Source organism: Salinispora sp. CH2A1_6 (genome assembly GCF_056820975.1).
Genome location: NZ_JBXEDG010000011.1, coordinates 1 through 23,989, shown reverse-complemented (window position 1 = coordinate 23,989; position 23,989 = coordinate 1). Strand labels below are relative to the sequence as shown.

Here is a 23,989-nt window from a genome sequence, read left to right as displayed (position 1 = left end):
CCCGGCATGCTAACCGCTGAGGAGAAGTTCGTTCATTCTGGGCAGATCCGGCTGTGGACCGAGCGTTTCGGCCACCCTGTTGACCCCACTGTTCTGCTGGTCATGGGTACCGCCACCCCGGCCATCGGCTGGCCCGACGAATTCGTGGAAGCCCTCGTGTACAGCGGCCGACAGGTGATCCGGTTCGATCACCGTGACACCGGTCGTTCCGACTGCGTCGACTTCACCCGGCATCCGTACGCGTTGGCCGACCTGGCCGGCGACACGGTGGCCGTTCTGGACGGCCACGGCGTCGCGGCCGCACATGTCGTCGGAACATCGCTGGGCGCGGCGATCGGGCAGTGGCTCGCCGTACATCAGCCAGCCCGGGTCCGTACGTTGACGGCGATGGCCGCCTCACCCATGGGGAACAATCCCGGCCCGGCGTGGGCGCGGGCACTGGCCGGTCAGCCGGCAGCGGCGGACGAGCTCCCGCCCCCGACCGCAGCGTTCCTCAGCCACCTGCCGGTAGCGGCGAAGGCTCCTCGCGGCACTGCCCAGCAGCGCATGGAGGCGGACCTGCACATGTGGCGGGTGCTCAACGGCGGTGTCCTGCCCTTCGATGAGCTGGCCGCGCGGCGGTTCGTCGAAGAGTGCTATGCCCGTGCCACCAACGTCGCTGCCGCCTCGAACCACGATCTGGCCGGACAGCGCTGGGCCGATGACCGGCGGGCCGCGCTGTCCCGCGTCACCGCGGCGACTCTGGTCCTGCACGGCAGCGATGATCCGCTGTTCCCCCGGGCCCACGGGGTGGCCCTCGCGGCGCAGATTCCGGGGGCGCAGCTGGAGATCGTGCCGGGGATGGGCCACCACCCGTTCTTCGCACCAGGACTCACCGAGCGCATCGCGGACCTGGTCATCCGTCACACGAGCTGACGGCCACGCCGAACTCGCGCTGCGGGCCGCCGCCGACACTCGACACCGCCAATGAGTGCCGGCAGACCATCCGGAGGCCGCTTCAGTCCACGTCGAACGCGGCCCGCAGGGTGCCACGGTAGGCGCGTACGTAGCTGATGTCCGCCGCGTAGCGGTCGGTGTGCCCGTCCGCGATGTGCTGCTGGAACGCCTCGCACTAAGCCCACGGCAGCGCCGTCCCGGACCACACAGTTGTACGGGGCGGCGTCGCCGTGGCACATGGCCTCGGCCGGCTGCCGGGCGGGGAGCAGCCAGAGGCCGTCGGGGCGCGGACGGAAGGTCGAATAGTCATGCGGCTCACAATCAGCGGGGTCAGGCCGGGTTTTGAGTGGCTGCACATCATCGACGTGGGCGATGCCGATGTGGACGCCTGTCGTCGCACTCTCGCCGGCACGATAACCCCTAGGCCGGCCCTGTTACGGTCGGCAAATCGTCCGCCACTACCCGAAGGACAGGTTGTGGGTATCCCCGTCGTCGTTCTAACCCTGCTTCTCGCCGCGGTGATCCTGGCCGTGGCCGTACCGAAGGTCGCCGGCCAGGCCCAGATGCGGGAGCGGATGGCCCACGTGGGGGTCTCCCCCGCCCGCACCCAGATGATCGGCGGCCTTGAGGTCCTCGCGGTCGCCGGCCTGCTGCTGGGCCTACTCTGGTGGCCGATCGCTGTCGCTGCCGCCGTCGGGTTGACCCTGCTGCTGATCGGGGCAACGGGCTACCATGCCCGCGCGAAGGACCCGATCCCGGTCGTCCTGGTCCCCGTCGTGTTCGCGCTCGCCACCGCCGCGCTGGCCGTCCTGCACGTGTTGAACGCCTGATCTCCGAAGCTCCGCCAGTGCCAGCCGGATCCGAACAGCTCACCCTGCCCCGACGGCTGGTACTGGCGGCGCACATCATCGTTCTGGGCAGAGCCAGCGGTCGAACCAGGCGCGCGTGCGGTGTAGGACGTCGAGTTGGTGGGCGCGCTCGCCGATGGAGTGGCCCTCCCTCGGATAGATCACGAACTCGTGCTCAACGTCGAAGTGGCGGAGCGCCCGGTGCAGATACACGGCCTGGCCGAGCGGGACGTTGGTGTCCTCGGCGCCGTGCATTATCAGCACCGGGGTGCGGATGCGGCTGGCGAAGGAGATCGGGCTGACCGCGTCATGTGGGTGTGGTCCGGTGCCGGACCAGCCGGTGCTGCCGCCGAGCGCGGCTTCGAACTGGCCGTTCTCCCCGGTCGCGGCGAGCATGCCCCAGTCGGTGACGCCGGCGCCGACCAGTGCGGCGCGGAACCGGTCGGTCTGGCCTACGGCCCAGGCGGACATGAAGCCGCCGTGGCTCCAGCCGGCGATGCCCAGCCGATCGGGGTCGGCGATGCCCTGGTCGACGAGCAGGTCGATGCCGGTGAGAATGTCGGTCCACTCCTCCCGGCCGACCCGGCCCGCCACGCGGGCGGCGAACTGGTGGCCGTGGCCCTGCCCACCACGCGGGTTGGGCAAAAACACCGCGTAGCCGGCGGTGGCCAACCATTGGCCACTGGGGAACCAAAACAACTGGCAGCGGTCGGCGTGCCGGTCGTACGGCCCCCCGTGCACGATCGTGACCAGCGGGAACGGCCCGTCGGCCGTGCTCTTTCCCACCGGGAGTACGAGCAGACCGTCCAGGGCGAGCCCGTCGGCGGCGTGGTAGGTCAGTGGTTGCTGCGTGCCGAGCGGGATCCCGGCCAACTCCGGACGGGTGTCGGTGATGTTCCGCAGCGGTCCGGCCGGTGACCCGAAGTAGACGTTGGTGAGTTGATACCGGCTGCCGGTCAGCGCGGCGACCTCAGCGCCGGTGCGGCTGGCGGTGAGGCCGTCGAGACGACCCCGGTGCTGGGACAGGGGTGTGATTTCGTTGGGGTCGAGCCGGGCCAGGGTGGTGTGCAGTCCGTCGGCGAACACCACCAGTGCGGCGGCGTCGGTGTGGCACAGTTCGGTGGGGCACATCGACAGCCCGGCGGTGCGGTTCCGCACGACACGAGTGCCCAGGGCAAGGTCGAACACGGCGTTACCGGCCTGTAGACCCGGTGGGGTGAGGGCGAGGTAACCGAGGTGCCAACCGTCCTCCGCCGGCCACCAGGCCAGCGAGCGCGCGTCGGCGGCGACCGGCCCAAGGTCCTCCGCGACCTCGGTGCGGTAGTCGAACAGGTGCAGCTGGGCGGTGCGGGGACCGTAGTCGTTGTCGGCGCTGGCCTGGGTGAGCACGGCGAGCGGGCCGCCGTCCGGTCGTTGGCGCAGTTCGACGACGTGCCGATCGCCGAACACGTTCGGCGTGGTGACCCGGCCGGTGTCGAGGTCGAGCAGTCGCAGCCTGGCCTGTGGCTCCCGCGCCCCGACGACGACAGCGTCGTCGCGGTCCCGGGCGCGGCGCTCGTCCTCCTCGGTGGGTTCATCCTGCGCGAGCAGGGCGACCTGGTTGCGGTCGGCGAGGGGCAGGTGGTCGGTGATACCGGCCCGCCAACCGGTCAACCCGGTCCCGGTGGTGCCGTCAGCGAGGGTGAACCGGTACAACTGCGGGACGCCGCGCTCGACGCGGTCGGACAGGAAGAACAGCGTGCCCGAGTCCGTGGACCAGCGCGGCTGGGACTCCGTCGCGGTGTCCGCGGTCACCCGTCGTGCCGCACCGCTACCGTCGACCAGCCACAGCTGGGTGTCGAGGTGGTCGCCGACTCGGCTGGTGGGAGCCAGCACGTAGCACAGGGTACGGCCGTCCGGGGCGAGCGCCGGGGTCTGTGGGGCACGACCATCCACCACGAGTTCGGCGGTCAGAGCTGTCATGGGAGCATCTTGCCGTCTGGGTCGTAGCGGGCCAGGACGCGGCGTAGACGGGCAAGGGTTGAACACCGCCTCGGCGAGGCCCTTGGTCGACTCCAGCTCAGATAGGGACCCCAGCTGATACCGGTGGTCCCGTGCGATGATGCGACGGTTGTCCCCCGACCAATAGTCCCCACCAACGCGCGCTGCTCTCACTACAGTGGGCGGATGATCGATTCGATAGATGTGGGTGAGGTCAGCGTCAGCTACCAGCTGGCCGGGAGTCCGGCCGGCCGGCCCTTGGTGCTCCTGCACGGCCTTGGTGACAGTGGGCCGGATTGGATGCCCGTGCTGGCGGAGTTGGCTACCCACTTTCAGGTGTTCGTGCTGGACTTGCGGGGGCACGGAAACAGTAGCCGGCCTGGTACGTACTCGTTCGAGTTGATGCGCGACGACGTACTCGGCTTCCTGGATGCGGTGGGGTTGACGCGCGTCGCGTTGGTCGGGCATTCCATGGGGGCGGTGGTGGCGGTGCTGGTCGCGCAGGCAGCCCCGGACCGGGTTACGCAGCTGGTGTTGGAGGACGCGACCGTGCCCCGGCCCGGAGATCTGTACCGGCCGCCGCTGGTCGCACCGGACGAGCCGATACCGTGTGACTTTGCGGTGATCAACGCGATCCGGGCGCAATTGACCGATCCGGATCCGGCCTGGTGGGAGGCGACGGAGACGGTCAGGCAACCGACGCTGATTGTGGATGGGGCCAGCAGCGACGACCGGCAGGCGTTGCTGGCGGCAGCAGCGGCACGGATGCCGAACGCCAGGGTGGTCACGATCACCGCCGGCCATTATGTGCACCGAGACCAGCCGGCCAGGTTCCTGGAGGCGGTCGTGCCGTTCCTGCGGCACCACAGCACCACCTCACTCTGACGACCGACAGGTCCGGAGGCATTGGATCCGTGGATGTCGAGGAGTACACGCGAGCGCTGGCCGTGGCGAACCGATACGGGTGGGCGTTCCTGACCGCGTATGGAACCACCTGGCTTGTCTCCGCCGTGGCGTGGGCGAAGGCCAGTCCGCGGACCGCCGCCATCGTCACGCTGTTCCAGGGGATGGTCGCGTTACCAGCGGCGTGGGCCCTGACGTTCCTGGTCCCCGGCCCGCCCCGGCCAAGCCATGCCGCCCTCGACTCGCTATCGGTGGTATTGGCCACCGGTCAGCTGCTTGGCCTTCCGGTCGTCATCTTCTTGGTCCTGAGTAGGCGGTACACCGTGGTGCCGCTGGGCGCGGTTGTCCTGCTGGTCGTGCACTTCGCGCCCTATTCGTGGCTTTACGGAACCCCGCTCTACGTGGTGCTGGGCGGCGTCATTTCGCTCGCCGCCGCGCTCGTCAGCCGCCACGGCGAACGCGAAGGCGGCCCCGGCCCGACCGTCGGCGCGCACCGAACCTGCCTGTCGACCGGGCTTGTCCTGCTGAGCGGGGCAGCGGTCGCACTGGCCCTCTGACTCGGACGGCGGCACCGGGCGCCAGGCGGACGACATCGCCAGACCTTGGCGTTCTGGTTGCCCGTCGCATGGGTCTCGACCCGGCCCGGATCACCGTGGCCACGATCGCGGAGTCGGGTCTGCGCGTAGCGGCAGATGTGCGGTTGAATACCCAGAAGGCTGTTTCGATCTTGGCTACCCGTCTCCGTGGCGTCCAGGAGTCAGTCTTCAGCGACTGATCACGAAGGCTGGACAACCAGGGTCGGAATGGGCCGTCCCAACCGACAACGGTGGTGCCCGACAGGTACCAGTGCACGTGCCGACAACCTCCCTGCCGGCGAGCCCGCATTCGGTTAGCGTGGTCCTATGGATCCGGTGCCTGAGCGGCAGGACAACTGGGTGCCAGACCTGCGTACCCTGCGGTGGGCTGCCGCGCAGGTCGACGCCGAAATACTCGCTGCGGCAATCGCGCACGACGTCCCGCTACGGACCGACGCCCCAGCCGGCCTGACGCAAGAACTCTGGCGCGTGACCGCCGATGCGGCGTACGAGGCCACCTGGTGGCCGGTCCTGCGAGCCGCGCAACGCCTTCGGAGCATACCCGGCCAAACGGCCGAGAGTTGAGCGCGTAGTCACTGACCGTCCCTATGATTCGTGGCTTTGATGCGAGTCGCAGGGACCATCTCGCCGCTTTCCTGCGATCCCGGTAGGTGAGATGCGAGATCAGTGGCAGGTGAGGGGCCGGGGTTGGGCGGCGAGATCAACGTCTACGGGCGTGCCCGTTTTTAGGCCGCCTGGGCATACGTGGCGCTGATGCGGAACGGGTGGGTGTACTCAGCACCGCAGCCGGCGCACCAGGCTCGGAACAGCAGGCTGGTGGCGGTGTCTGCGAGACTTGGGTCCACCTTGTAGCGGGTGCCTTCGATCATGGCGTAGAGGTGCCGCCAGCGCATCGGGCAGAGGCAGGCCGTCGTGTTCATGCCGCCGTCTGCCCGTCGTCGGGGTCGGGGGCTCGCCACTCTCGGGGCTTGGCACCGGTGGCGTCGGCTACCTGGGCGACGTCGCGGTGGCTGTAGGCGGTACGCACGCCGGAGATGGACATGCCAACGGCGGCGGCAACGTCGCCCAGTGTGTAGGGACGGGGCTGGACGAACTCGCGGCTGTATGCAAACAGTGCCCCCTGAGCTGGCGGTACGAGCCTGCGTGCGTGCGGGGCCATACTGGTGGTCTCGCGAAATCGACTCGCCCAGGTCGAAGTGCACCGTCAGGATGTCCCGGTGAATACCGCGCCACTCCTGACCTCCGACAGCTACGACCGACTCGTCGCCAGCCTGCGAGGACGAACCATCGAAGCGGTCGACTACTTCGTGCTGATGGTCGGAGACGAAGGGACCGCTCCTGATGATTGGGACTACGGCGCGTGGCACGAACCTACGATGGGCGTCGAGATGATCATGGACGACGGCGGCACCTACTCGGCTGTGTGGGGCAGCACGTTCGACTACTACGGGGTCGAACTCCACTCGGCGTCTATGCGCGACTTCCTCTCCCACATCGGCGAGCCAGGCGGGTCGGCACGCGTCGCGGTCGCAAATCACCCCCTCTGGGCTGGGGTCGCGTCCGCGCCGATCGAGTCGTGCCGTGTCCAGTGGTGCAGCGAGGATCACGGCGCTCCGACTCCAGTGCCGGAGGCCATCCACCTGCGGACCGCCGCCGGTCAGGTGTGGATCGCCGCTGGCCGCTCGGCCACTTACGAGCCTGACGGGCCAGCGCCGTTCTACTTGTGCACCGACGATGTGCTCGTCATCTTCGACACGGCTGTCGCTGAGCGTGCCGGACTCGGAATCTGATCAACAGCCTCGAACGGGCTCACAGGCCAACAGCTGGCTAACTCCCCAAGCTCGGGGTCAGCGGGCTTTTGATCTCCCGTCGGGCGGCGTCCCAGACTTCCTCGAATTCTTGTGAGGTCAACTGATCAGGCTCGTGACCCTCCCACTGCGGCACCGGGAGCTCTGCAGTAACCCCGAACTCCCTCTCGTACTCGGCCAGAGCACCTGCCTGCTGCGCGTGCTGCCATTCGTCCAGGGAGGCAGCCGCGACAGGGGTCAGCTCGGAACCTTGGAGTTCGACCTGCCGGGTAACCCAGCCTTCGGCATCGACCTCGAAGTAAAACCAGGCATCTTCCTCGTCCCAGTAGCAGCGCATCCACGTCGTCACTGGTCGGCCTGCCTCTGCGACAAGGCGATGCGGCGCCGTGCCAGATCGACTTCGATGATCTTCACCGTGAGGACGTCGTTGACCTCGACGATGTCTCCGGGCGATTCGTCCAGCTCACTGGTGTGCACGAACCCTTGGAAGCCGTCCTCTCGGTCTTCGATGCGGACGAAGACGCCGAACGGCACGATCTTGGTGACCGGCCCGATGACCACTTGGCCAATCCGCTGCGCTACCTGCGGCCACGGGTCTTCCTGCACTGCTCGGAGCGACAGCGGCACCCGTTCCCGGACCATGTCTACGTCGAGGACCTCGGCCGTGATCTCCTGGCCGACGCTGACGACGTCCGACGGATGGTCGAAGGGACGCCAGGACAGCTCCGGAAGGTTGATCATCGCGGTGAAGCCGCCGATGTCCACGAAGGTGACGCCGAAGCTGGCGATGGACGTCACCGTGCCGGTGACGACCTGGCCTCGCTGCAGAGTCTTCAGGAACGCCCAGTCCCGGTCGCTGGGCGTCGGCTCGGTCTGCCAGCGAGCGCGTAGAACGCCGTTGCTGTCGGGCAGCACAGCGGTGAACAGCGGAAGATCTTCACCGGCATATATGGATACGACGCCAGCAGCACGCGCGTCGGCGAGGTGGGAGGTCGCTCCCTCAAACTGGGTCTCGTCCACGACCGTGCTCGTGATCTGCCCGTCCTCGTCCTCCCAGACGATCTCCACGAGGCCTTCGTCGGGCAGAGCGGCCACGGCCTTGTCGACGTCGATGAGAAGGTCCGGCCAGATTGCCAGTTGCGCGCGTGGTGCCAGCCGGGAGCGCACAGTCTCGATGTTGTCGCGGTTCAGGCGGTGCCACCGAGAGGCGTTGACGGCGAAGACCTCCTCCAGGAACACCGCGCGATGGGCACTGACGGTCCAGCGCAGGCGGGCCCAGAAGTCGGCGTCGGCCGGCCGCTGCACGTACAAGGGGTCGTCGGGAGCGAAGTCGTACGGCGAGGCGTCCAGGCGTTCCGGGAACAGGCCGAGCGCGCGGGTGCGGGCCAGTGCGGTTTCGCAGGGCAGGCTGCTGCCGATGTAGAGGTACTGGTCCCAGCCGACGTGCACGGCGAATGCTCCCTCCGCTTCCAATCGACACCAGGCGCCATGGTCGCGAAGCATTGACTGGATGAGCTCCAGGCCGACTGCGATCGACACCAGCGCACCGTCGTAGAACCCGGCGGGGCCAGCCTCGAACAGGTCAGGCAGGCCGAAGTCGTTGATCGGTCGTTCCTGGCCGAAGTGGGCGAAGCCACCGAGTTGCGGCTCGCGGACGGCCAGCTGTTCAACGCCGGTCTCCTCGGCGAAGGCGGCGACGGCCCGCAGGTAGGCGGCTTCGACTGGTCCGTGGTCGCTGGCCGCGGGCTCGGCGCCGGCGTAGTGGCCGTGCTGGTCGCGGTCGGCGGGGTCGTACTTGGTGACCTGGTAGACGTAGGGCAGCACGTCACTGCCCGCCGGAGGTCGACGGCGCGGATGTGTTCTGGTGGCGTTTGAGGACGCGGTAGACGGTGGCACGGCTGATGGACCAGGTGGCTCTGCTGGCGGGCGGTGAGCTTGGGCTGCTTTCACCGGACAGCTCAGCGTGGAGATCGAACGCGCTCACACGAGTTCCGCCGAGGCTGGGTCCGCGAGGTAGCGGTGCAGGGAGGTCTTGGGGATGCCGGTCTTGGCGGCGATCTTTCCCAGGCTGGTGCCCTGGGCCTTCAGTAGCCGGGCGTATTCGATCTTGTCGGCGGAGTGCGGGGAGTGTGGATCTAACGGTGTTTCCGGCCTGACCTGCCAGGCGTTGTGCCTGGTGAGGAGGGTGCCGTGATGACCGCGACACTGAACGATCAGACCGGACGTAAGAAGCGGCCCGAGTCGACCGCGGAGGCGAAAGCCGCCGTCGAGTTGGTCCGAGCCGCCAAGGAACAAGGGCTGTCGTTGACGGGCCCGGACGGGCTGCTCAAGCAGCTGACCAAGACGGTCCTGGAGACCGCACTGAACGAGGAGATGACCGAGCACCTCGGCTACGAAAAGCACGACCAGGCCGGTGTCGGGTCGGGCAACATCCGTAACGGCACTCGGTCGAAGACGGTGTTGACCGACGGCAACGGCCCGGTGCAGATCGATGTGCCGCGGGACCGGGCGGGCACGTTCGAGCCGCAGATCGTCCGTAAGCGGCAGCGGCGCTTGTCGGGGGTCGACGAGGTCGTGTTGTCGCTGTATGCCAAAGGCCTCACGACCGGGGAGATCAGCGCGCACTTCGCCGAGATTTACGGGGCTTCGGTGTCGAAGGAGACGATCTCCCGGATCACCGACAAGGTGCTCGAGGAGATGGCGGATTGGTCGCACCGGCCCCTGGACGAGATGTACGCCGCGGTGTTCATCGACGCCATCGTGGTCAAGGTCCGTGACGGGCAGGTCGCCAACCGGCCGTTCTATGCCGCGATCGGCGTCACCCTCGACGGCGACAAGGACATCCTCGGTCTGTGGGCCGGCGCAGGTGGTGAGGGCGCGAAGTTCTGGATGAGCGTGCTCACCGACCTACGCAACCGCGGCGTCAAGGACGTGTTCTTCCTCGTCTGCGACGGGTTGAAGGGCCTGCCCGAGGTCGTGACGAACGTGTGGCCCCGCACGGTGGTGCAGACCTGCGTGATCCATCTGATCCGCAACACCTTCCGGCTCACCTCCCGCAAGTACTGGGACGAGATCAAACGCGACATCAAGCCGATCTACACCGCCGTCAACGCCGACGCCGCCCGAGCGGCGTTCGACGACCTGGCCGACAAGTGGCGCGGCCGGTATCCGGCGGTGATCCGCTTGTGGGACAACGCCTGGGCGGAGTTCATCCCGTTCCTCGACTACGACCTGGAGATCCGCAAGGTCATCTGCTCGACCAACGCGATCGAGTCGCTCAACGCCCGCTACCGGCGGGCGGTCAAGGCCCGCGGCCACTTCCCCAACGAGCAGGCCGCGTTGAAGTGTCTGTACCTGGTGACTCGCTCCCTGGACCCCACCGGAGCAGGCAGAACCCGATGGACGATGCGCTGGAAACCCGCGTTGAACGCCTTCGCCATCACCTTCAGCGACCGCTTCCCAGCCGCTGAAACCTACTAACCAAGATCGCCGGAAACACCGCTAGCGAGACAGCCCCACATTCGTGGTGACCGAGGGTGGTGGTCAGCCGAGCAGGGTTCGATGGCGCAGGAGAGCGAAGCCCGCTCGTCCGTGCATTTGTCGTTTGGTCGGTTTGGTTTTGGTGTTGACGCCTTCGGTGCCGCCGTTGTGGAAGGGGTGGGTCCGGGCGGTGTTGACGGCGTCGCGGTCCAGGCCGAGGCCGCGGGTGAACGTGTGTAGGTGGGGTAGGTCCGTGGCCTTGACCTCGGTGATCCACGCGGCGAGGCGGTCGTCGTTGCCGGCTGCGGGTGTGAGGAGCGCGGCGAACGAGTCGATGAAGCCGGCCAGCGCGGTCATCTGCGGGCAGGCGCTGGTGAGGGCGTGGACGAGCGTGCGCTGATGGTCTGTGAGCTGGTCGGGTGGGGTTAGGAGGTAGCGGGTGAGGCGTCGGGGGGACAGGGCTGGGCGGTCGGCTTCGACGCGGCCTTGGGTGATGTAGCGGTAGAGCAGGTTGAGGCTGCCGGTGTAGCCCAGTTCTCTGATCTCGGCGTGGAGTTGCGTAGCGCCGAGGGCGGGGTCTTGTTGGCGGCGTCGGCGTAGGTGGTCACGGTAGGGGTCGACGAGGGTGGGCCGGTACTGTGGTGTGCGGATCAGGCGTTTGGGTTGGCTGATGCGGGCGTAGCGTGTGATGGTGTTTAGTCCGAGGTTGAGTCGGCGGGCGCATTCGAGTAGGCCCGATGCCCTTGTCGGGCAGGTCGTGGACTTGCTGCCGCCGCTGCCGGGTGGTCACGGCCCGGATGCCTTGCTGTGGCGGTAGGCCGGCGGTGGCCCAGCATGTGCTGTGGGCGGTGACCTCTTTGCCGACGGCCTCGCCCGAGGTTGTGCCACAGGTGCCAGCGGTCGGCGACCTGCAACGCCTCGGGTAGGGCGCGGCGGACCGCTTCGGCGTAGGCGCCGCAGGAGTCCCGGCACACCACCTCGACGCCGGGATGCTCACGCAGCCACGTCTCTCACGTGTGGGCCTTGCGGTCGGGCAGCACATCGACGCGCTCACGGGGGAGCGCGTCGATCAGGACGGTGGCATAACGTCGGCGTCGACACAACGCGAAGTCGTCCACCCCGAGCACGCGGGGCACCGGGCGCTGCGGCAGCGGCAGGCGCAGCAGGGCCCGCAGGGCGGTATGCCGGGACACGATCACCGCCAGCGCCGACAACATCCGCGCCCCGCCACGGCCAGCCAGATGACGCACCACCGCACCGACCTGGGAGATCAGCCGGGATGCGCGGCGCTGGTAGCGATGTAGAACCCCGGGAAGCTGCTCCCGCAACGTTCGACGACAGCCCTGAGTCGGACACACCAGACGACGTACCCGCACCCGCACCACCACCGGCCGGGCATCGACCGGCACGTCCGCGAGGGTCCGCTGGTGATAGCTGTGCACCCGACCCGCCACGGCCGCGCAGCCCGGACAGGCCACCGGCCCTGCGGGAGTCCGAGCCCGCACCAGGATCCGTTCGCCCTCGTCCGTCACATCGTCGATCACCAGCGGCAGCAGCCCCGAGAACACCATCTTCGTAAGATCATCAATCTTGCACACAATGATCTCAACGACATCGACCACCCTCGGTCACCACCGAATGTGAGACAGAGCCGTTAGATCCACACTCCCCCGAGGCCACCCGCGCCGAACAGGCCGAGGCGACCAGTGGTCGCCCACCGAGGTCTATTACGGACGGGGGCCTACTCGACGTCGTAGTCGCCCACTGCCGGCCAGCGGCGTACTCCGGTCGCCCATTGGAGAAGGGTGCATGTGCGTGAGGGGCGCGGCTGTGTAGGTTGCCCGCGTGGCGAAGACAGTGCGTTGGGTTCAGTACGAGGCCGCGGTGTTCGTGCCGGTCGAGTCGGACGACGGTTGGGATGCCGAGGTCACCAAGGTGGTCACCGCTAACGACGTCGACGAGCTGCAACTGGCTCGTGATCATCGCGGCCGTTTCAGGGTCTATGACGAGAACTTTGAGCCGGTCAACGACGATCTGCGGCTTGACGGTATCCGGGGTGCGGTGTCGTTCGCCGAGGATCGGCACCGTTGGCCTGGTAAGCGGTATCCCGCCTGGGACGACGGTCCGGATCCCCGGCGGTATCCCGATCTGTACGCCGATGACGAGGACCTGTTGGACGATGAGGGCGACGAAGACGACGATTTGGAGCCGCTGAAGCTAGGGTGATCGTCGGCCTCTGCGGGCTACGACGTCACACGGGCGTCCTGGCGCGTTTGAGCGCTGCCCTCCACAGTCGCTCTTGTGCGGCGGCGTCGGGGGCATCAGCAGCACCGTCGGCGGCGGCCAAGGCGTCGTGGACCTCGGCTGTGCGCCATCCGTTGGCCAGCAACGCGGCGATCTGATGAGCAAGCGCGGAGGCTCGTCCCCGGCCCCGTTTGGCTTGAGCCTCCGTGTGGCCAACACGCCACGGCAACGCGTCGACCACATGATCAGCATCGCTGAGGTGTGCCTTTACATCGACGGGAAACTGCTCACGCTGATACCCCTTTCTTCTCCACGTCGCGACCCCCGGTCACGTGGCCCGGCCGGCGCAGTCTCGCACATGCGGCCCGACCGCCAGATCAGCGGCGGAGCGTGGCCCCGGCCCTTGGCGGGTCGGATGTCGCCGGCAGGTCGTCGCCGGCGATACCGGAACCTCTGAACGGGATCGTCGGACAGAGGTGTGGGTGACCGGCCGCCTGGTCGTCGTGTCCGGCGCGGTTGCAGTCAAGGGCGTTGCGGGTGGGTCTGTAGCGGCTTCGGGTGCCGTCGGCGGCGGCGTGGTGCCGTTGGATGGTGGAAGCCGAGGGCTTGGGCGACGACTTGTGCCGGTGCTTGGAGTACGAGCTGGCGAAGTGCGGCGAGGCGGCCGGCGACGGTGGGGACGCCAAGGTCCCGGATGAGCGGGGCGATCGTATCGACGGTGAGGGGCTGGCCGGCTCGGCGGCCGGGGAACAGCCAGCGGGCGTCGCGGTTGGTGGCGGTGCGCATATCGGTGCGCTGGTCGGCCAGGGGCAGCAGCAGCTCGGCGACCGGTTCAGGGACCGGCGTCGGCGGGTCGCCCCAGGCGTAGAAGGATGTCGGGGCCGGTGGTATCGATGTTGTCGAATGGTCACGCGCGGGATCCGGCCGTAGAGCAGAAGGAAGATCGCGGCGACACGGGTGCGCAGGGCGCCGGTGTCGTCAGTGACCAGCTTGCACAGTTGCGCGAGACGGCGGTGCTGGATGATCGCCGTCTGCTGGCCAGGACGGTGCGAGGCATACGCAGCGCCATGGACGACAGCGATGATCGTTTCACCGAGACCGGTCGCGGGTGCTGGCGGCGGATGCCGCTGTGTACGAGGTCAAGGCCCGGGGCGGGGACGGGATGGTGGAGCACTGCCCGCTGACGGGTCGCATAGCGGACGTCAGGCTTGCCGAGGCGACCCACCACCGAGAGTTGTCGCTTCACCTCAGCCCTGGCGTGACTTCCTGAACGTTGGTCCTCAAGCTCCTCTCCGTTGGGGGATCTTCAACGGACGCCCACCGGTCGGCACCGAGCAGGCCCAGTAGCCGCTGGGCCTGCTCGGCAGCAATCAGTAGACCTCGATGCCGACCGCGAAACCGTCAGGGTCCCAGGCGTTGGAGTCGTACGCCCATGGGCTGGCGCCCCCGCCGTCGGCCGCCCACGGCGTGAACTGACGGGTGCCGCCCTGGTCGGCGCTGCCCTGGTCGACCGCTTTGACACTCAACCGGAAGTCGTAGAACACAACGCCGGCCGGCATGTCGCGGGTTTCCAGGCAGACCTTGACCTGGTCGGGGTCGAACCCGTTGGTGTCGAAGGCGAAGTCGCTCACGCCGCCGCCATCACTGGCCCACGGCGACCACTGGAGGACACCGGTCTGGCTGCCGTTATGGTCGGTGGCCTGAACGCCGATCCGGAAGTCGCGTGTCAGAGGTGTGAAGCGCGGCGGCGGCTCCAGGAAAAGCCGGGCGCCGTCCGGGTCGTACGTGTTGGTGTCTCCGGCGAATGGTGAGCATCCGCCGCCGAAGTTGGAGTACGGGGTGTACTCGGCATCCCCGATCTGGCTGCCGTTGTCGATCATCTGGATGCCGACACGGAAGTTGGACAGTTCGGCGGTGACACTCGGCCGGGCGGCCGCAGGCGCGGCCGTGCCGGCGATCGCGAGGACGCCAGCCGTGACGGCTGCGGCGAGCCCTGCAGTGATCCTGGGCATGTGCTGTTCCTCCTTGGTGGCGTCGGCGACGCCGGGTTCGTGATGCCGGGAGCGGCACCGGATCGCGAGAAGCCCTAGAAATGAGCGCTGGTCCGGCCCTGGTCATCCCTCACATCGAAAAAAATGAATGACAGGAATACCCACTATGTGAGTGGTCCGGCGGTTGTTCAGCCGACCAGCAGGTAGGAGTTGGCGAAGCCGCTGGGGTTGCAGACGTTGAGCTGTCGCCGTACGGAGGAGTACGAGAAGCCGGGTGGGACGGTGCAGGCCCAGATCCCGGCCTGGGGCACCCGCAGGTAGTAGGAGTTGGCGAAGCCGCTGGAACTGCAGACGTTGAGCTGTCGCCGCACGGAGGAGTACGTGTATCCAGACGGTACGGTGCAGGCCCAGAGCCGGTCGCTGGGGGCAACGACATAGTAGGAGTTGGCGAAGCCGCCGGGGTTACAGACGTTGAGCTCTCGCCGTACCGCCGTGTAGGTGTATCCAGACGGCACCGAGCAGGACCAGAAAGCACTCGCCTGCGTGACAGGCTCGGTCGATTGAGCAGCGCCGTAGGCGGCCGCAGGTGCGACGGCCAGGCCGGCGACCAGGAGGATCGCAGCGGCGATGAGTCGGGACATCACCTGACGGATGCGGGGCATGGAACCTCCAGATGCTACAGGGATTGGATTCATCCCCCGAAGCCTAGAAATGCTTTGTTAGCACCCGATGAATAAGTGAACCTCGATCAAATGATCGACGCGACCCCTGCCGGTCCAGGGCGGTGGCACGTTCCGGGGTCCGCCCCTATAGGGGTGCCCGTAGTCCTGGCGGAAAAATCAACGGATATCGCCGACCAGGGCAAACGTGTTGGTGCGTGGCGGGGCGCGGGCGGATCCCTGAAGGGTCCGGACCACGGGGGGCCCGGTGTCTGTCGCCCTGTGACCTGCGGTTCTAGTAATCGCGGGAAAGTCAACGGATCCGGCTGACCTGCGGAGACGTAGGGGTCGATGGTCGTCGCAGTGATGACCTCCACTAGGTTCACGGCGGATTTTGTCCGGTGAGCGTAGGGAGTGTGTGATGGCGACGCGGTTGTTCCCCGATGATCAGATGGAGCGGTTGAAGTCGTTCCCGGACATCGGGGCGGACGAGTTGATCCGGTTCTTCACGCTGACTGCGGCGGACGCGGCGTTCGTTGATCCGGGCCGGGGGCGTGGTCCGACCGATCGGCTCGGTTTGGCGGTGCAGCTGTGTACGTTGCCGTGGCTGGGGTTCGTGCCGGATGAGGTGCGGTCGGCGCCGCCGGCGGCGGTGGCCCGGCTCGCGGGTCGGCTCGGTGTCGACCCGGTGGTGCTGGACCGTTACGGGGAGCGTTCGCAGACCCGTACGGATCATCTGCGCCTGGTCTGTGACTACCTGCGGTGGAGAACCGCGCCGGCCGGCGGCGTCGAGCTGAAGGAGTTGGAGGAGTTCCTGCTCGGGCGGGCGATGGAGCACGATTCGCCGTCGGCCTTGTTCAACCTGGCCTGTGAGTATCTGATCGCGAACCGGACGGTGCGGCCCGGGGTGGTCAGCCTGCTGGAGATGGTGGCCACCGCGCGGACGGCGGCCACCACGGTGACTCACGACCTGCTGGCGCCCTTGCTGACTGGGCAGATGACCGCCGATCTGGACCTGCTGCCGAGGGTGGACGCCGGGTTGGGGATGACTCGCCTGACGTGGCTGACCAAACCGGCGGTGGACGCCACGGCTACGTCGATCAAGACGTCGATCGAGAAGCTGACCTGGGTGCGGGCGATGGACGGGCACCTGATCGACCTGTCGATGCTGGCCGCCGAGCGACGCCGGTTCTTGGCCACGATCGGGCGTCGGTCGACCGGGCAGGGCCTGGAACGGCGTGAGGACGAGCGCCGGTATCCGATCCTGCTGACCTTGGTGGCGCAGTCCGCGGTGGATCTGCTGGATGAGGTGGTGGGGTTGTTCGACCAGGCGGTCTCGGCGCGGGAGGCCCGGGCGAAGGGCCGCACCGAGAAGGCCCTGGCGGAGCGGGGTAAGAGCGGCGAGTCGCGGCAGGCGCTGCTGGATCTGATCCTGCCGGTGCTGGCCGATCCGGGGATTCCGGATGAGCAGGTCGGCGGGCTGCTGCGGGGTCAGATCGGGATGAGCCGGATCCGGGAGGCCGCGGCGGTGGGCTGGCCGTCGCTGCCGCGGGACAACGGCCGGCTGGCGGAGATGAACGCCTCCTACAACTACCTGCGTCAGTTCGTGCCGCACGTGCTGGCCGCGATCGACTTCCGGGGCGGCCCCGGCGCCGACGAGCTGATGCAGGCCCTCGCCGTGCTGGGCGAGCTGTCACGCACTGGCACCCGCAAGGTCCCGGCGTCGGCGCCCGATGGGTTCGTCCCGGCCCGCTTCCGTGACTACCTGACTCGGGCGCAGCGGCAGAACGATGACGTGTCCTATCGGCACTACTGGGAGCTGTGTGTGCTGCTCGGGGTGCGTGACGGGCTGCGCTCCGGGGACGTGTTCGTGCCCGGCAGCCGCCGGTACGCCGATCCCAGTTCGTACCTGTTCACCCCGGACGTGTGGGCGACGCGGCGCGACGAGTTCTGCGCGCTGGTCGGTAAGCCAGCCGACGGGCAGGTGGGGCTGGAGCAGGGCTTGGACGAGCTGCACACCACGCTGGGTGAGCTGGAACGGGTGCTGGCCGGCACCGGCCCGGACGAGGTGGGGTCGGTGCGCCTGGACGAGCAGGGCAACCTGGTCATCCCGCCGCTGTCGGCCGAAGACGTGCCGGCCGAGGCCACCGCGCTGAAAGAGGAACTGGTCGGGATGCTGCCGTTCGCGCCGATCGCGTCGCTGCTGATCGAGCTGGACTACCGGACCGGGTTCCTGTCCTGTTTCACCCACGCCGGCGGCCGTAAGCAGGCCATGTCGGGTGAGCTCAAGCGCAACATCCTGGCGGTGCTGATCGCGAACGCCACCAACCTCGGTCTGGTGAAGATGGCCGAGGCGTGCGGTGTCCCGTACGACGTGCTCGCGTGGACGCAGGAGTGGTACGTGCGGGAGGAGACGCTGCGGGAGGCCAACACGGTGGTCGTGAACCATCATCACGGATTGGCGTTCGCGAAGGTGTTCGGCGGCGGCACGATGTCGTCGTCGGACGGGCAGCGGTTCCCGACCCGGGGCAAGTCGCTGACCGCCCGGGCGATGAACACGTTCTTCGCCGACGAGGGCCTGTCGACCTACACCCACGTGTCGGATCAGCACTCCACCTACGGCACGAAGGTGATCGTGCCGACTACCCGCGAGGCCCACTACGTCCTGGACGACTTCCTGGGTAACGCCACCGACCTGCCGATCGCCGAGCACGCGACCGACACGCACGGCGTCACTTTGATCAACTTTGCGTTGTTCGACCTGGTGGGTAAGGCGTTGACCCCGCGGATCCGGGATCTGGGGAAGGTCACGTTGTGCCGCGACGACACCCCGAGCGTGGTCAACGCCCGGTATCCGCACGCCGGGCCGCTGCTGACCGACCGCCTCGATCAGGACTTGATCGTGGACATGTGGCCGGATCTGCTGCGGATGGCGGGGTCGTTGAAGTTCGGGCAGGCCACCGCGTCGCTGATCGTGGGCAAGTGGTCGGCGGCATCGCGGCAGAACACCCTGGCCACCGCGTTGAAGGAGTGGGGCACTCTGCGGCGCACCATCCATTCGGCGAAGTACCTGTCGGATCCGGTGTACCGGCGCAAGATCGGCCGACAGCTCAACAAGGGCGAGTCGCTGCACGCGCTGCGCCGCGACCTGCACTACGCCAACCACGGCACGGTACGCCGCCGGCACCTGGAGCAGCAGACCGAACAGGCGTGGTGCCTGACCGTGCTGACCAACGCCGTGATCACCTGGACCACCGAGTACTACGCGATGGCCGTCGACCGGCTGCGCGCCGCCGGCCGCGACATCCCGGACGAGTTGCTGGCGCACATCTCGCCGGCCCACAGCGAGAACGTCAACTTTTTCGGCACCATCACCGTCGATGTCGAGGCTGAGTTGGCCAAACTCGACGAGAACGGCCTGCGCGGCCTGCGCGGGCTGCGCGGCCCGTATCCCACACTTCTATAGTGATCACGCCGGATGCCATCCCCCTGGCTAGATCCGCCTGGGGTCAGGGCTACGCCACCGAGGCAGCCGCAGCTGCGCTCACCTACGCCTTCGAACAGGCAGGACTGCACCGGGTCGCTGCCACGTGCGACCCGGCTAACGTCGTCTCCCGCCGCGTCCTGGAGAAGATCGGTATGAAGTACGAGGGCCACCTCCATGACTACCTACACATCCGAGGTGAGATGCACGACCGCCTTCTCTTCGCTGCCCTCCACCCATGACCACCTCACTTAGACGGTGCAGCGCCCCTTTCCAGCGAGGCGTCAGACGACTCAACCAGCATCACGGATGGTGATGACTGGCCTGGAATCGGCGACAGTTGAATAGGCGCTCTCACCAATAGGCTAGGCCGTCTACCAGTCCCGGCCGCCGGCGGCCGCGAAGCGGTGCATCATCTTGACCACCTCACCGAGCTGCTGATGAATCCCCGCCAGCCGCTCCACGACCAGGCGCACCTGCTCGACAGTCAGATCGCCAGCCGGCACGTCCCGCCCAACCCGTCTCGCTCCTCGCCTGGAGCCGCGTCAACGGTCCTGCACGGCTGGGAAGTGTGACCTGGCTAACCCGGGTCTCATAACTATACGTCGAGTACAGTTACTGTATGCGGATTGCGGAAATGGCACGGACGGCGCCGACGAGGGCGCAGCGGTGGGGGTTGCTGGTCACGGTGGGCGCGGGACTGTTGTTGATCACGTTGGACAACTCGATCCTGTACACCGCCCTGCCGACCCTGACCGCCGATCTCGGGACGACCGGCACGCAGAGCTTGTGGATCATCAATGCCTATCCGGTGGTGATGGCGGGGCTGCTGCTGGGCAGCGGCACGCTGGGTGACCGGGTCGGGCACCGCCGGATGTTCCTGGTTGGGCTAGTGGTGTTCGCCGCCGCGTCCCTGCTGGCGGCGTTTGCGCCCAGTACGGGGGTGTTGATCGCCGCCCGGGCGTTGCTCGCGGTGGGCGCGGCGACGATGATGCCCGCTACCCTGGCCCTGATCCGGGTGACGTTCCAGGTGGAGCGGGAACGTAACATCGCGATCGCGGTGTGGGGTTCCCTGGCCATCGTGGGTGCCGCGCTTGGGCCGATCGTCGGCGGGGCGCTGCTGGAGGCGTTCTGGTGGGGATCGGTGTTCCTGGTCAATGTTCCGGTCGTCGTCGTCGCCGTGGCGGCGACGCTGCTGGTCGCGCCGCCGAACGACCCGGACCCAAGCAAGCGGTGGGACCTGGTGTCCTCGTTGCAGGCGATGGTCGGCCTGGTCGGCGCGGTGTTCGCGATCAAGGAACTCGCGCACCAGCCGCCGTCGCCGACCGTGCTGGCGGCCGCGGTACTCGCCTCGGCCGTCGGAGGCACCCTCTTCGTCCGCCGGCAGCGCCGCCTGGCCGATCCGCTGCTGGACTTCGCGATCTTCCGGAACCCGGCTTTCACCTCCGGAGTCCTGGCCGCCGCGTTCGCTCTGTTCGCCATCGCCGGGCTCCAACTGGTCACCACCCAGCGGTTCCAACTCGTCGCGGGCTACACCCCCCTGCAAGCGGGCCTGCTGGTCGCGGCGGTCGCTGCCGGTTCGATCCCGACGACCATGTTGGGCGGCGCGGTCCTACACCGCACCGGACTGCTGCCGCTGATCACCGGCGGTCTCGCCCTCGCCGTGCCCGGTGTCGTCCTCGTCGCCGTCGGCCTGCACGCCGGCCTTCCCGTCCTGGTCACCGGAATGGTCGTTACCGGCGCCGGGCTCGGCATGGCCATGTCCGTCGCCTCTACCGCCATCGTCGGCAACGCCCCTGCCCGCCGTGCCGGCATGGCAGCCTCCGTCGAGGAGGTCTCCTACGAGTTCGGGGCGCTGACCGCCGTCGCGCTGCTGGGCAGCCTGGGCACCTTCGTCTACGCCACTGCGGTTCGCCTCCCGCCGGGCGCACCGACAGCGGCCGGCGACAGCCTGGTTGACGCCCTCGGCACAGCCGACGGTAACCAGATCATCATCGACGCCGCGCACACCGCCTACGACACCGGCTACCTGATTACCGTCGCCGTCGTGGCCGTCGTCCTCACCGTCGGCGCGGCCCTCACCGGACGGCTCCTGCGCCACCATGGCCCCGGCACCCCAGCCGGCGTCTACCCAACCGACCACTAACGACAGAACGGGCCCACCATGCGACCGAGCAAGCGGACCCACATCCTCGACGCCGCCCTACGCGTCTTCGAACGCGACGGCGTCACCGCCGTTACCTACGACACCGTCGCCGAGGAAGCCGGCATCACCAAAGCGGGACTCGTCTACCACTTCCCGACCCGCGAAGTGCTCCTACACGCCGTACAGGCACACCTCGCCGCCCAATGGGAAACCGCAATGACCAGCGTCGCCGGCGGACCCGCCGAGACGATCACCCCAGCCGAACGGCTCGCCGCCTACGCCACCGTCACCGCTCAAGCCGCCACCCGCGCCGACCTCGAACTCATCCTCCACATCAGCGCCGAACCGGCGACCGGCGCGCCATTCATCGACGTGATGAACCGCTGGACACCACCACCCCCACCACCCACCCCACCCCTGACCACCGACCAACTCCGCGCGCTGATCGCACGCCTCGCCGCCGACGGCCTCTGGCTCCACGAAACACTCACCGGCACACCCATGCCCGACCAGATGCGCCGGTACATCGCCCAGCACATCGCCGACCTCGTCAGAGAATCTCCATGTCGATGACGGTAGAAGTCGATCAACCTCTTGCGCGGGCCGCCGGGCCGTACGTCCCACAACCCGGCTCGGGTCTGCCCGCCGGCAGCCTCGGCCGCTAAGTCGATTCCGGCCAGGCCTAGTCGTAGCTTCCAGCCCGGATCCAACGGCAACGCTGGTCAAGCAGCGGCACGAGCGACACCCGTTGCCCTTCGGTAGCGGGCTCTGACCAGCGTTGCCGTTGGTTATCGGCCGATTACTGCGGCTAGGCCGGTAACGTTCGTTCGCGACACACCCAGGCAACGGCGACGCTTCCCCAGCTCGAATCTGTAACAGAACCCGTGTCCGCGCCTTCGTAACGCGCTCGGGTGTTCGCGATACGTTCTTGGGTATGCGGATCGGCTACGGACGGGTCTCCACCCGCGATCAGAACCCCGACGCCCAACACGACGCCCTTACCGCCGCCGACTGCGAGCAGCTCTTCGTCGACAAGGCATCCGGCAAACTCGCCCGCCGCCCCGAACTCGACAAGGCACTACTGGTCGCCCGCCCCGGCGACCAACTCGTGGTCACCAAACTCGACCGGCTCGGCCGCTCGCTGGAAAACCTCATCGACCTGTCCGCCCGGCTCCAGGAACGCGGCGTCGACCTGGTCGTGCTCGACCAGAACATCGACACCTCCACCGCGATGGGCCGCATGTTCTTCCAGATCCTCGGCTCCATCGCCGAGTTCGAACACGCCCTCATGTCCGAACGCACCCTCGACGGCCTCGCCGCCGCCCGCGCCCGCGGCCGCACCGGCGGGCAGAAACCCAAGCTCACCGCGCGGCAGGTGAAGATCGCGCAGCAGATGTACGAGGAGACCGGACCCGACGGCCGCCGGGTCTACACCGTGGAGCAGATCGCCGCAGAGTTCGGCGTCACCCGCCCCACCATCTACCGCCACCTCGCCAAGCTGCCAGCCCAGTAAACCGGAAGCGCCCCCGGCACCTCACACCACAACGCGTTCGCCCTGGTCAGCGATATCCGTTGATTTTTCCGCCAGGACTACGGGCACCCCCTATAGCAACACCCACTACATCTCTGACCGCCTGGTCGTCGTGATAACGCCTTCCTGATCGCCAGTACATCGACACCCTGGGTGGCCCTCCCACGGAAGACCCCGGTCTCCAGCTACGACGAAACCATGGAACGCGTCTCCGTCGACGAACGCGCCACCACCCACGCCATCACCATCGCCGAGCTGCGCGAATGGCCCGACCGGCTCGACTGGGACGAAGGCCCCGGCGCCCTGCGCTACCCCGACCTCGAACCCCTCGACCTTCACGAGCGAGACACCATCAGCTGACAAACACCGGAACGGCCCGAGAGCAGTACCTCGCTCTCGGGCCGTTCCGCGTTCCCGCCCCAACATCAAGATCAAAGATTTGGTGGGCTGGGACAGCTACCCAGCGCCGGGCCTTCAGGCACCACCAGTGGGCTAATTATCGAATTTTCGTTATTGGCAATCCGATAATCTCGCGGGAGTGACAAATCGGACGAAACCTCGATGCATCATAATGACTGTTATGGTGTATCGGTGTCCGCAGTCGCTACCGCCGGGTTCGAAGTCGCGTATGTCGGCCCGGACGGCGATGAGGTCCGTCGGACGATGGGTGAGGCTGCGAAGGGTGCCATTCGAGCGGCTGGCGCCGGTGCGATCGATTCCGTCGTACTGGGGTCAGCGCGACTACCCGGGCTTCTCCTGGTCGGCCAGTTCAGGGAGGCATGTCGGGTAGCGAGTCCTGGCTGGAGCGGGACGAGGCGATGGCAATGGACTTCGCCCCGACGGTGGTCGCATTCGCGGCACAGCCGTTCTGGCTGTTGTAGCCGGAGGGCGGTCGGGTCCGGTCGCACGCGCCGAACTTCTTCGCGCCCAAGGCGTCAGTGAGAAGCGAGAGTCGTTGACATGCCTCCGGAGCATTCGGGCTGACGGCGCTGGCGCGGTGCGCCGGTCACGTCGGGGCACGCCAGTGCAGCTTCTCCGGGGTCGTTGCTCTTCGCTATGCCCCGGCTTCTTCGCTCAGTGGCGTGATGGCTCGGCGGTGGTGATCGACGTCCGCACCCGATGACAGCCGATCAACTCGCCACGCTTACCTGATATGCCCGCACGTCGCACCACGGCATGCTCGAGCTGACGGTGTTGGCGGCACCGACGTGGGTGTTCTCCCCAGCCACCAGCCGGACAAGTCGACCCGCTGGTCGTCGTTCGGCAGCATCAGGTGGATCGGTTTGGCAGGGGGCAGAACGGGTGTCCGGCAGGGTCGGCATAGACCCGCCAGCCCCGGTCGCGGTCCAGCACGGTCCCGCCGAGCGTCAGCACCTGCTGCTC

Annotated in this window: 24 protein-coding genes and 1 pseudogene; 14 read left to right on the top strand and 11 right to left on the bottom strand. The window is 67.7% G+C overall.

The window, feature by feature from the left end; genetic code table 11:
- Positions 1-6 precede the first annotated feature (6 nt).
- Both AC1UKG_RS15440 and AC1UKG_RS15435 read left to right on the top strand, forming a co-directional pair.
- Complete coding sequence (locus AC1UKG_RS15440) at positions 7-915, top strand: alpha/beta fold hydrolase (protein ID WP_482642563.1); 909 nt, start codon at positions 7-9, stop codon at positions 913-915.
- A 497-nt stretch (positions 916-1,412) separates the two neighbouring features.
- Entirely contained in the window at positions 1,413-1,766 is a 354-nt protein-coding gene (locus tag AC1UKG_RS15435) for a DoxX family protein (protein ID WP_029124279.1), read from the top strand.
- A gap of 75 nt (positions 1,767-1,841) precedes the next feature.
- Here the strand turns inward: AC1UKG_RS15435 and AC1UKG_RS15430 are convergent, their stop codons facing one another.
- Positions 1,842-3,746: a S9 family peptidase gene (locus AC1UKG_RS15430; protein ID WP_482642562.1), complete on the bottom strand. Its 1,905-nt coding sequence runs from the start codon at positions 3,744-3,746 to the stop codon at positions 1,842-1,844.
- A 222-nt stretch (positions 3,747-3,968) separates the two neighbouring features.
- Between AC1UKG_RS15430 and AC1UKG_RS15425 the strand changes: the two genes are divergently transcribed.
- The 3 genes from AC1UKG_RS15425 (at position 3,969) to AC1UKG_RS15415 (ending at position 5,827) form a co-directional block, all read left to right on the top strand.
- The gene (locus tag AC1UKG_RS15425; protein WP_018745953.1) at positions 3,969-4,649 is read left to right on the top strand and encodes an alpha/beta fold hydrolase; all 681 of its coding nucleotides are present in this window, start codon (positions 3,969-3,971) and stop codon (positions 4,647-4,649) included.
- A gap of 29 nt (positions 4,650-4,678) precedes the next feature.
- A complete protein-coding gene (locus AC1UKG_RS15420; RefSeq protein WP_482642561.1) occupies positions 4,679-5,224 on the top strand; it encodes a DUF7010 family protein in 546 nt (181 codons plus the stop codon).
- A gap of 345 nt (positions 5,225-5,569) precedes the next feature.
- The gene (locus AC1UKG_RS15415; RefSeq protein WP_018745956.1) at positions 5,570-5,827 is read left to right on the top strand and encodes a hypothetical protein; all 258 of its coding nucleotides are present in this window, start codon (positions 5,570-5,572) and stop codon (positions 5,825-5,827) included.
- Positions 5,828-5,988: 161 nt separating this feature from the next.
- Here AC1UKG_RS15415 and AC1UKG_RS15410 read toward each other — a convergent pair whose 3' ends face one another.
- Both AC1UKG_RS15410 and AC1UKG_RS15405 read right to left on the bottom strand, forming a co-directional pair.
- The gene (locus AC1UKG_RS15410; RefSeq protein ID WP_482642560.1) at positions 5,989-6,183 is read right to left on the bottom strand and encodes a hypothetical protein; all 195 of its coding nucleotides are present in this window, start codon (positions 6,181-6,183) and stop codon (positions 5,989-5,991) included.
- The gene (locus AC1UKG_RS15405; protein ID WP_482642559.1) at positions 6,180-6,305 is read right to left on the bottom strand and encodes a hypothetical protein; all 126 of its coding nucleotides are present in this window, start codon (positions 6,303-6,305) and stop codon (positions 6,180-6,182) included. The genes AC1UKG_RS15410 and AC1UKG_RS15405 overlap by 4 nt, the downstream gene beginning before the upstream one ends.
- Positions 6,306-6,480: 175 nt before the next feature.
- Between AC1UKG_RS15405 and AC1UKG_RS15400 the strand changes: the two genes are divergently transcribed.
- The gene (locus AC1UKG_RS15400) at positions 6,481-7,053 is read left to right on the top strand and encodes a hypothetical protein (protein ID WP_155244919.1); all 573 of its coding nucleotides are present in this window, start codon (positions 6,481-6,483) and stop codon (positions 7,051-7,053) included.
- A gap of 37 nt (positions 7,054-7,090) precedes the next feature.
- Here the strand turns inward: AC1UKG_RS15400 and AC1UKG_RS15395 are convergent, their stop codons facing one another.
- Complete coding sequence (locus AC1UKG_RS15395) at positions 7,091-7,420, bottom strand: hypothetical protein (protein ID WP_018745961.1); 330 nt, start codon at positions 7,418-7,420, stop codon at positions 7,091-7,093.
- Positions 7,417-8,895, bottom strand: coding sequence for a S1 RNA-binding domain-containing protein (locus tag AC1UKG_RS15390; protein WP_482642558.1), 1,479 nt, complete (start codon positions 8,893-8,895; stop codon positions 7,417-7,419). The genes AC1UKG_RS15395 and AC1UKG_RS15390 overlap by 4 nt, the downstream gene beginning before the upstream one ends.
- A gap of 369 nt (positions 8,896-9,264) precedes the next feature.
- On the opposite strand from AC1UKG_RS15390, the gene AC1UKG_RS15385 reads away from it, so the two are divergent.
- Positions 9,265-10,551 (top strand): IS256 family transposase, encoded by a 1,287-nt coding sequence (locus AC1UKG_RS15385; RefSeq protein WP_482641803.1) that lies wholly within the window; start codon positions 9,265-9,267, stop codon positions 10,549-10,551.
- A gap of 63 nt (positions 10,552-10,614) precedes the next feature.
- On the opposite strand, the pseudogene AC1UKG_RS15380 reads toward AC1UKG_RS15385, so the two are convergent.
- Positions 10,615-12,149 (bottom strand): annotated as a pseudogene (locus AC1UKG_RS15380) (ISL3 family transposase).
- Between the two features lie 247 nt (positions 12,150-12,396).
- Between AC1UKG_RS15380 and AC1UKG_RS15375 the strand changes: the two are divergent.
- Positions 12,397-12,777: a hypothetical protein gene (locus AC1UKG_RS15375; protein WP_482643204.1), complete on the top strand. Its 381-nt coding sequence runs from the start codon at positions 12,397-12,399 to the stop codon at positions 12,775-12,777.
- A 540-nt stretch (positions 12,778-13,317) separates the two neighbouring features.
- Here the strand turns inward: AC1UKG_RS15375 and AC1UKG_RS15370 are convergent.
- From AC1UKG_RS15370 to AC1UKG_RS15360, 3 genes are all read right to left on the bottom strand, one after another.
- Positions 13,318-13,581 carry a hypothetical protein gene (locus AC1UKG_RS15370; protein ID WP_482642556.1) on the bottom strand — a complete coding sequence of 88 codons (264 nt, stop codon included), beginning with the start codon at positions 13,579-13,581 and terminating at the stop codon, positions 13,318-13,320.
- Positions 13,582-14,165: 584 nt separating this feature from the next.
- Entirely contained in the window at positions 14,166-14,807 is a 642-nt protein-coding gene (locus AC1UKG_RS15365) for a hypothetical protein (RefSeq protein ID WP_475888914.1), read from the bottom strand.
- Positions 14,808-14,974: 167 nt separating this feature from the next.
- A complete protein-coding gene (locus AC1UKG_RS15360; RefSeq protein WP_018742185.1) occupies positions 14,975-15,448 on the bottom strand; it encodes a hypothetical protein in 474 nt (157 codons plus the stop codon).
- A gap of 418 nt (positions 15,449-15,866) precedes the next feature.
- Between AC1UKG_RS15360 and AC1UKG_RS15355 the strand changes: the two genes are divergently transcribed.
- On the top strand, positions 15,867-18,911 hold the full coding sequence (locus tag AC1UKG_RS15355) for a Tn3 family transposase (protein ID WP_482642554.1): 3,045 nt from the start codon (positions 15,867-15,869) through the stop codon (positions 18,909-18,911).
- Complete coding sequence (locus AC1UKG_RS15350) at positions 18,911-19,171, top strand: GNAT family N-acetyltransferase (RefSeq protein WP_482642553.1); 261 nt, start codon at positions 18,911-18,913, stop codon at positions 19,169-19,171. The genes AC1UKG_RS15355 and AC1UKG_RS15350 overlap by 1 nt, the downstream gene beginning before the upstream one ends.
- A 132-nt stretch (positions 19,172-19,303) precedes the next feature.
- Here the strand turns inward: AC1UKG_RS15350 and AC1UKG_RS15345 are convergent, their stop codons facing one another.
- Complete coding sequence (locus tag AC1UKG_RS15345) at positions 19,304-19,435, bottom strand: hypothetical protein (protein ID WP_482642552.1); 132 nt, start codon at positions 19,433-19,435, stop codon at positions 19,304-19,306.
- Between the two features lie 116 nt (positions 19,436-19,551).
- Between AC1UKG_RS15345 and AC1UKG_RS15340 the strand changes: the two genes are divergently transcribed.
- The 4 genes from AC1UKG_RS15340 (at position 19,552) to AC1UKG_RS15325 (ending at position 22,966) form a co-directional block, all read left to right on the top strand.
- Positions 19,552-21,075, top strand: a complete 1,524-nt coding sequence (locus AC1UKG_RS15340) for an MFS transporter (RefSeq protein WP_482642551.1) — start codon at positions 19,552-19,554, stop codon at positions 21,073-21,075.
- 18 nt (positions 21,076-21,093) lie between these two features.
- Positions 21,094-21,648 carry a TetR/AcrR family transcriptional regulator gene (locus AC1UKG_RS15335; RefSeq protein WP_482642550.1) on the top strand — a complete coding sequence of 185 codons (555 nt, stop codon included), beginning with the start codon at positions 21,094-21,096 and terminating at the stop codon, positions 21,646-21,648.
- Positions 21,649-22,009: 361 nt separating this feature from the next.
- Positions 22,010-22,588, top strand: coding sequence for a recombinase family protein (locus tag AC1UKG_RS15330; RefSeq protein ID WP_482642549.1), 579 nt, complete (start codon positions 22,010-22,012; stop codon positions 22,586-22,588).
- Positions 22,589-22,759: 171 nt separating this feature from the next.
- Positions 22,760-22,966 (top strand): hypothetical protein, encoded by a 207-nt coding sequence (locus tag AC1UKG_RS15325; RefSeq protein WP_482642548.1) that lies wholly within the window; start codon positions 22,760-22,762, stop codon positions 22,964-22,966.
- Between the two features lie 909 nt (positions 22,967-23,875).
- On the opposite strand, the gene AC1UKG_RS15320 is transcribed toward AC1UKG_RS15325, so the two are convergent.
- Positions 23,876-23,989, bottom strand: a 114-nt coding sequence (locus tag AC1UKG_RS15320; protein WP_482642659.1) for a VOC family protein, incomplete at its 5' end; no start/stop codon positions are given.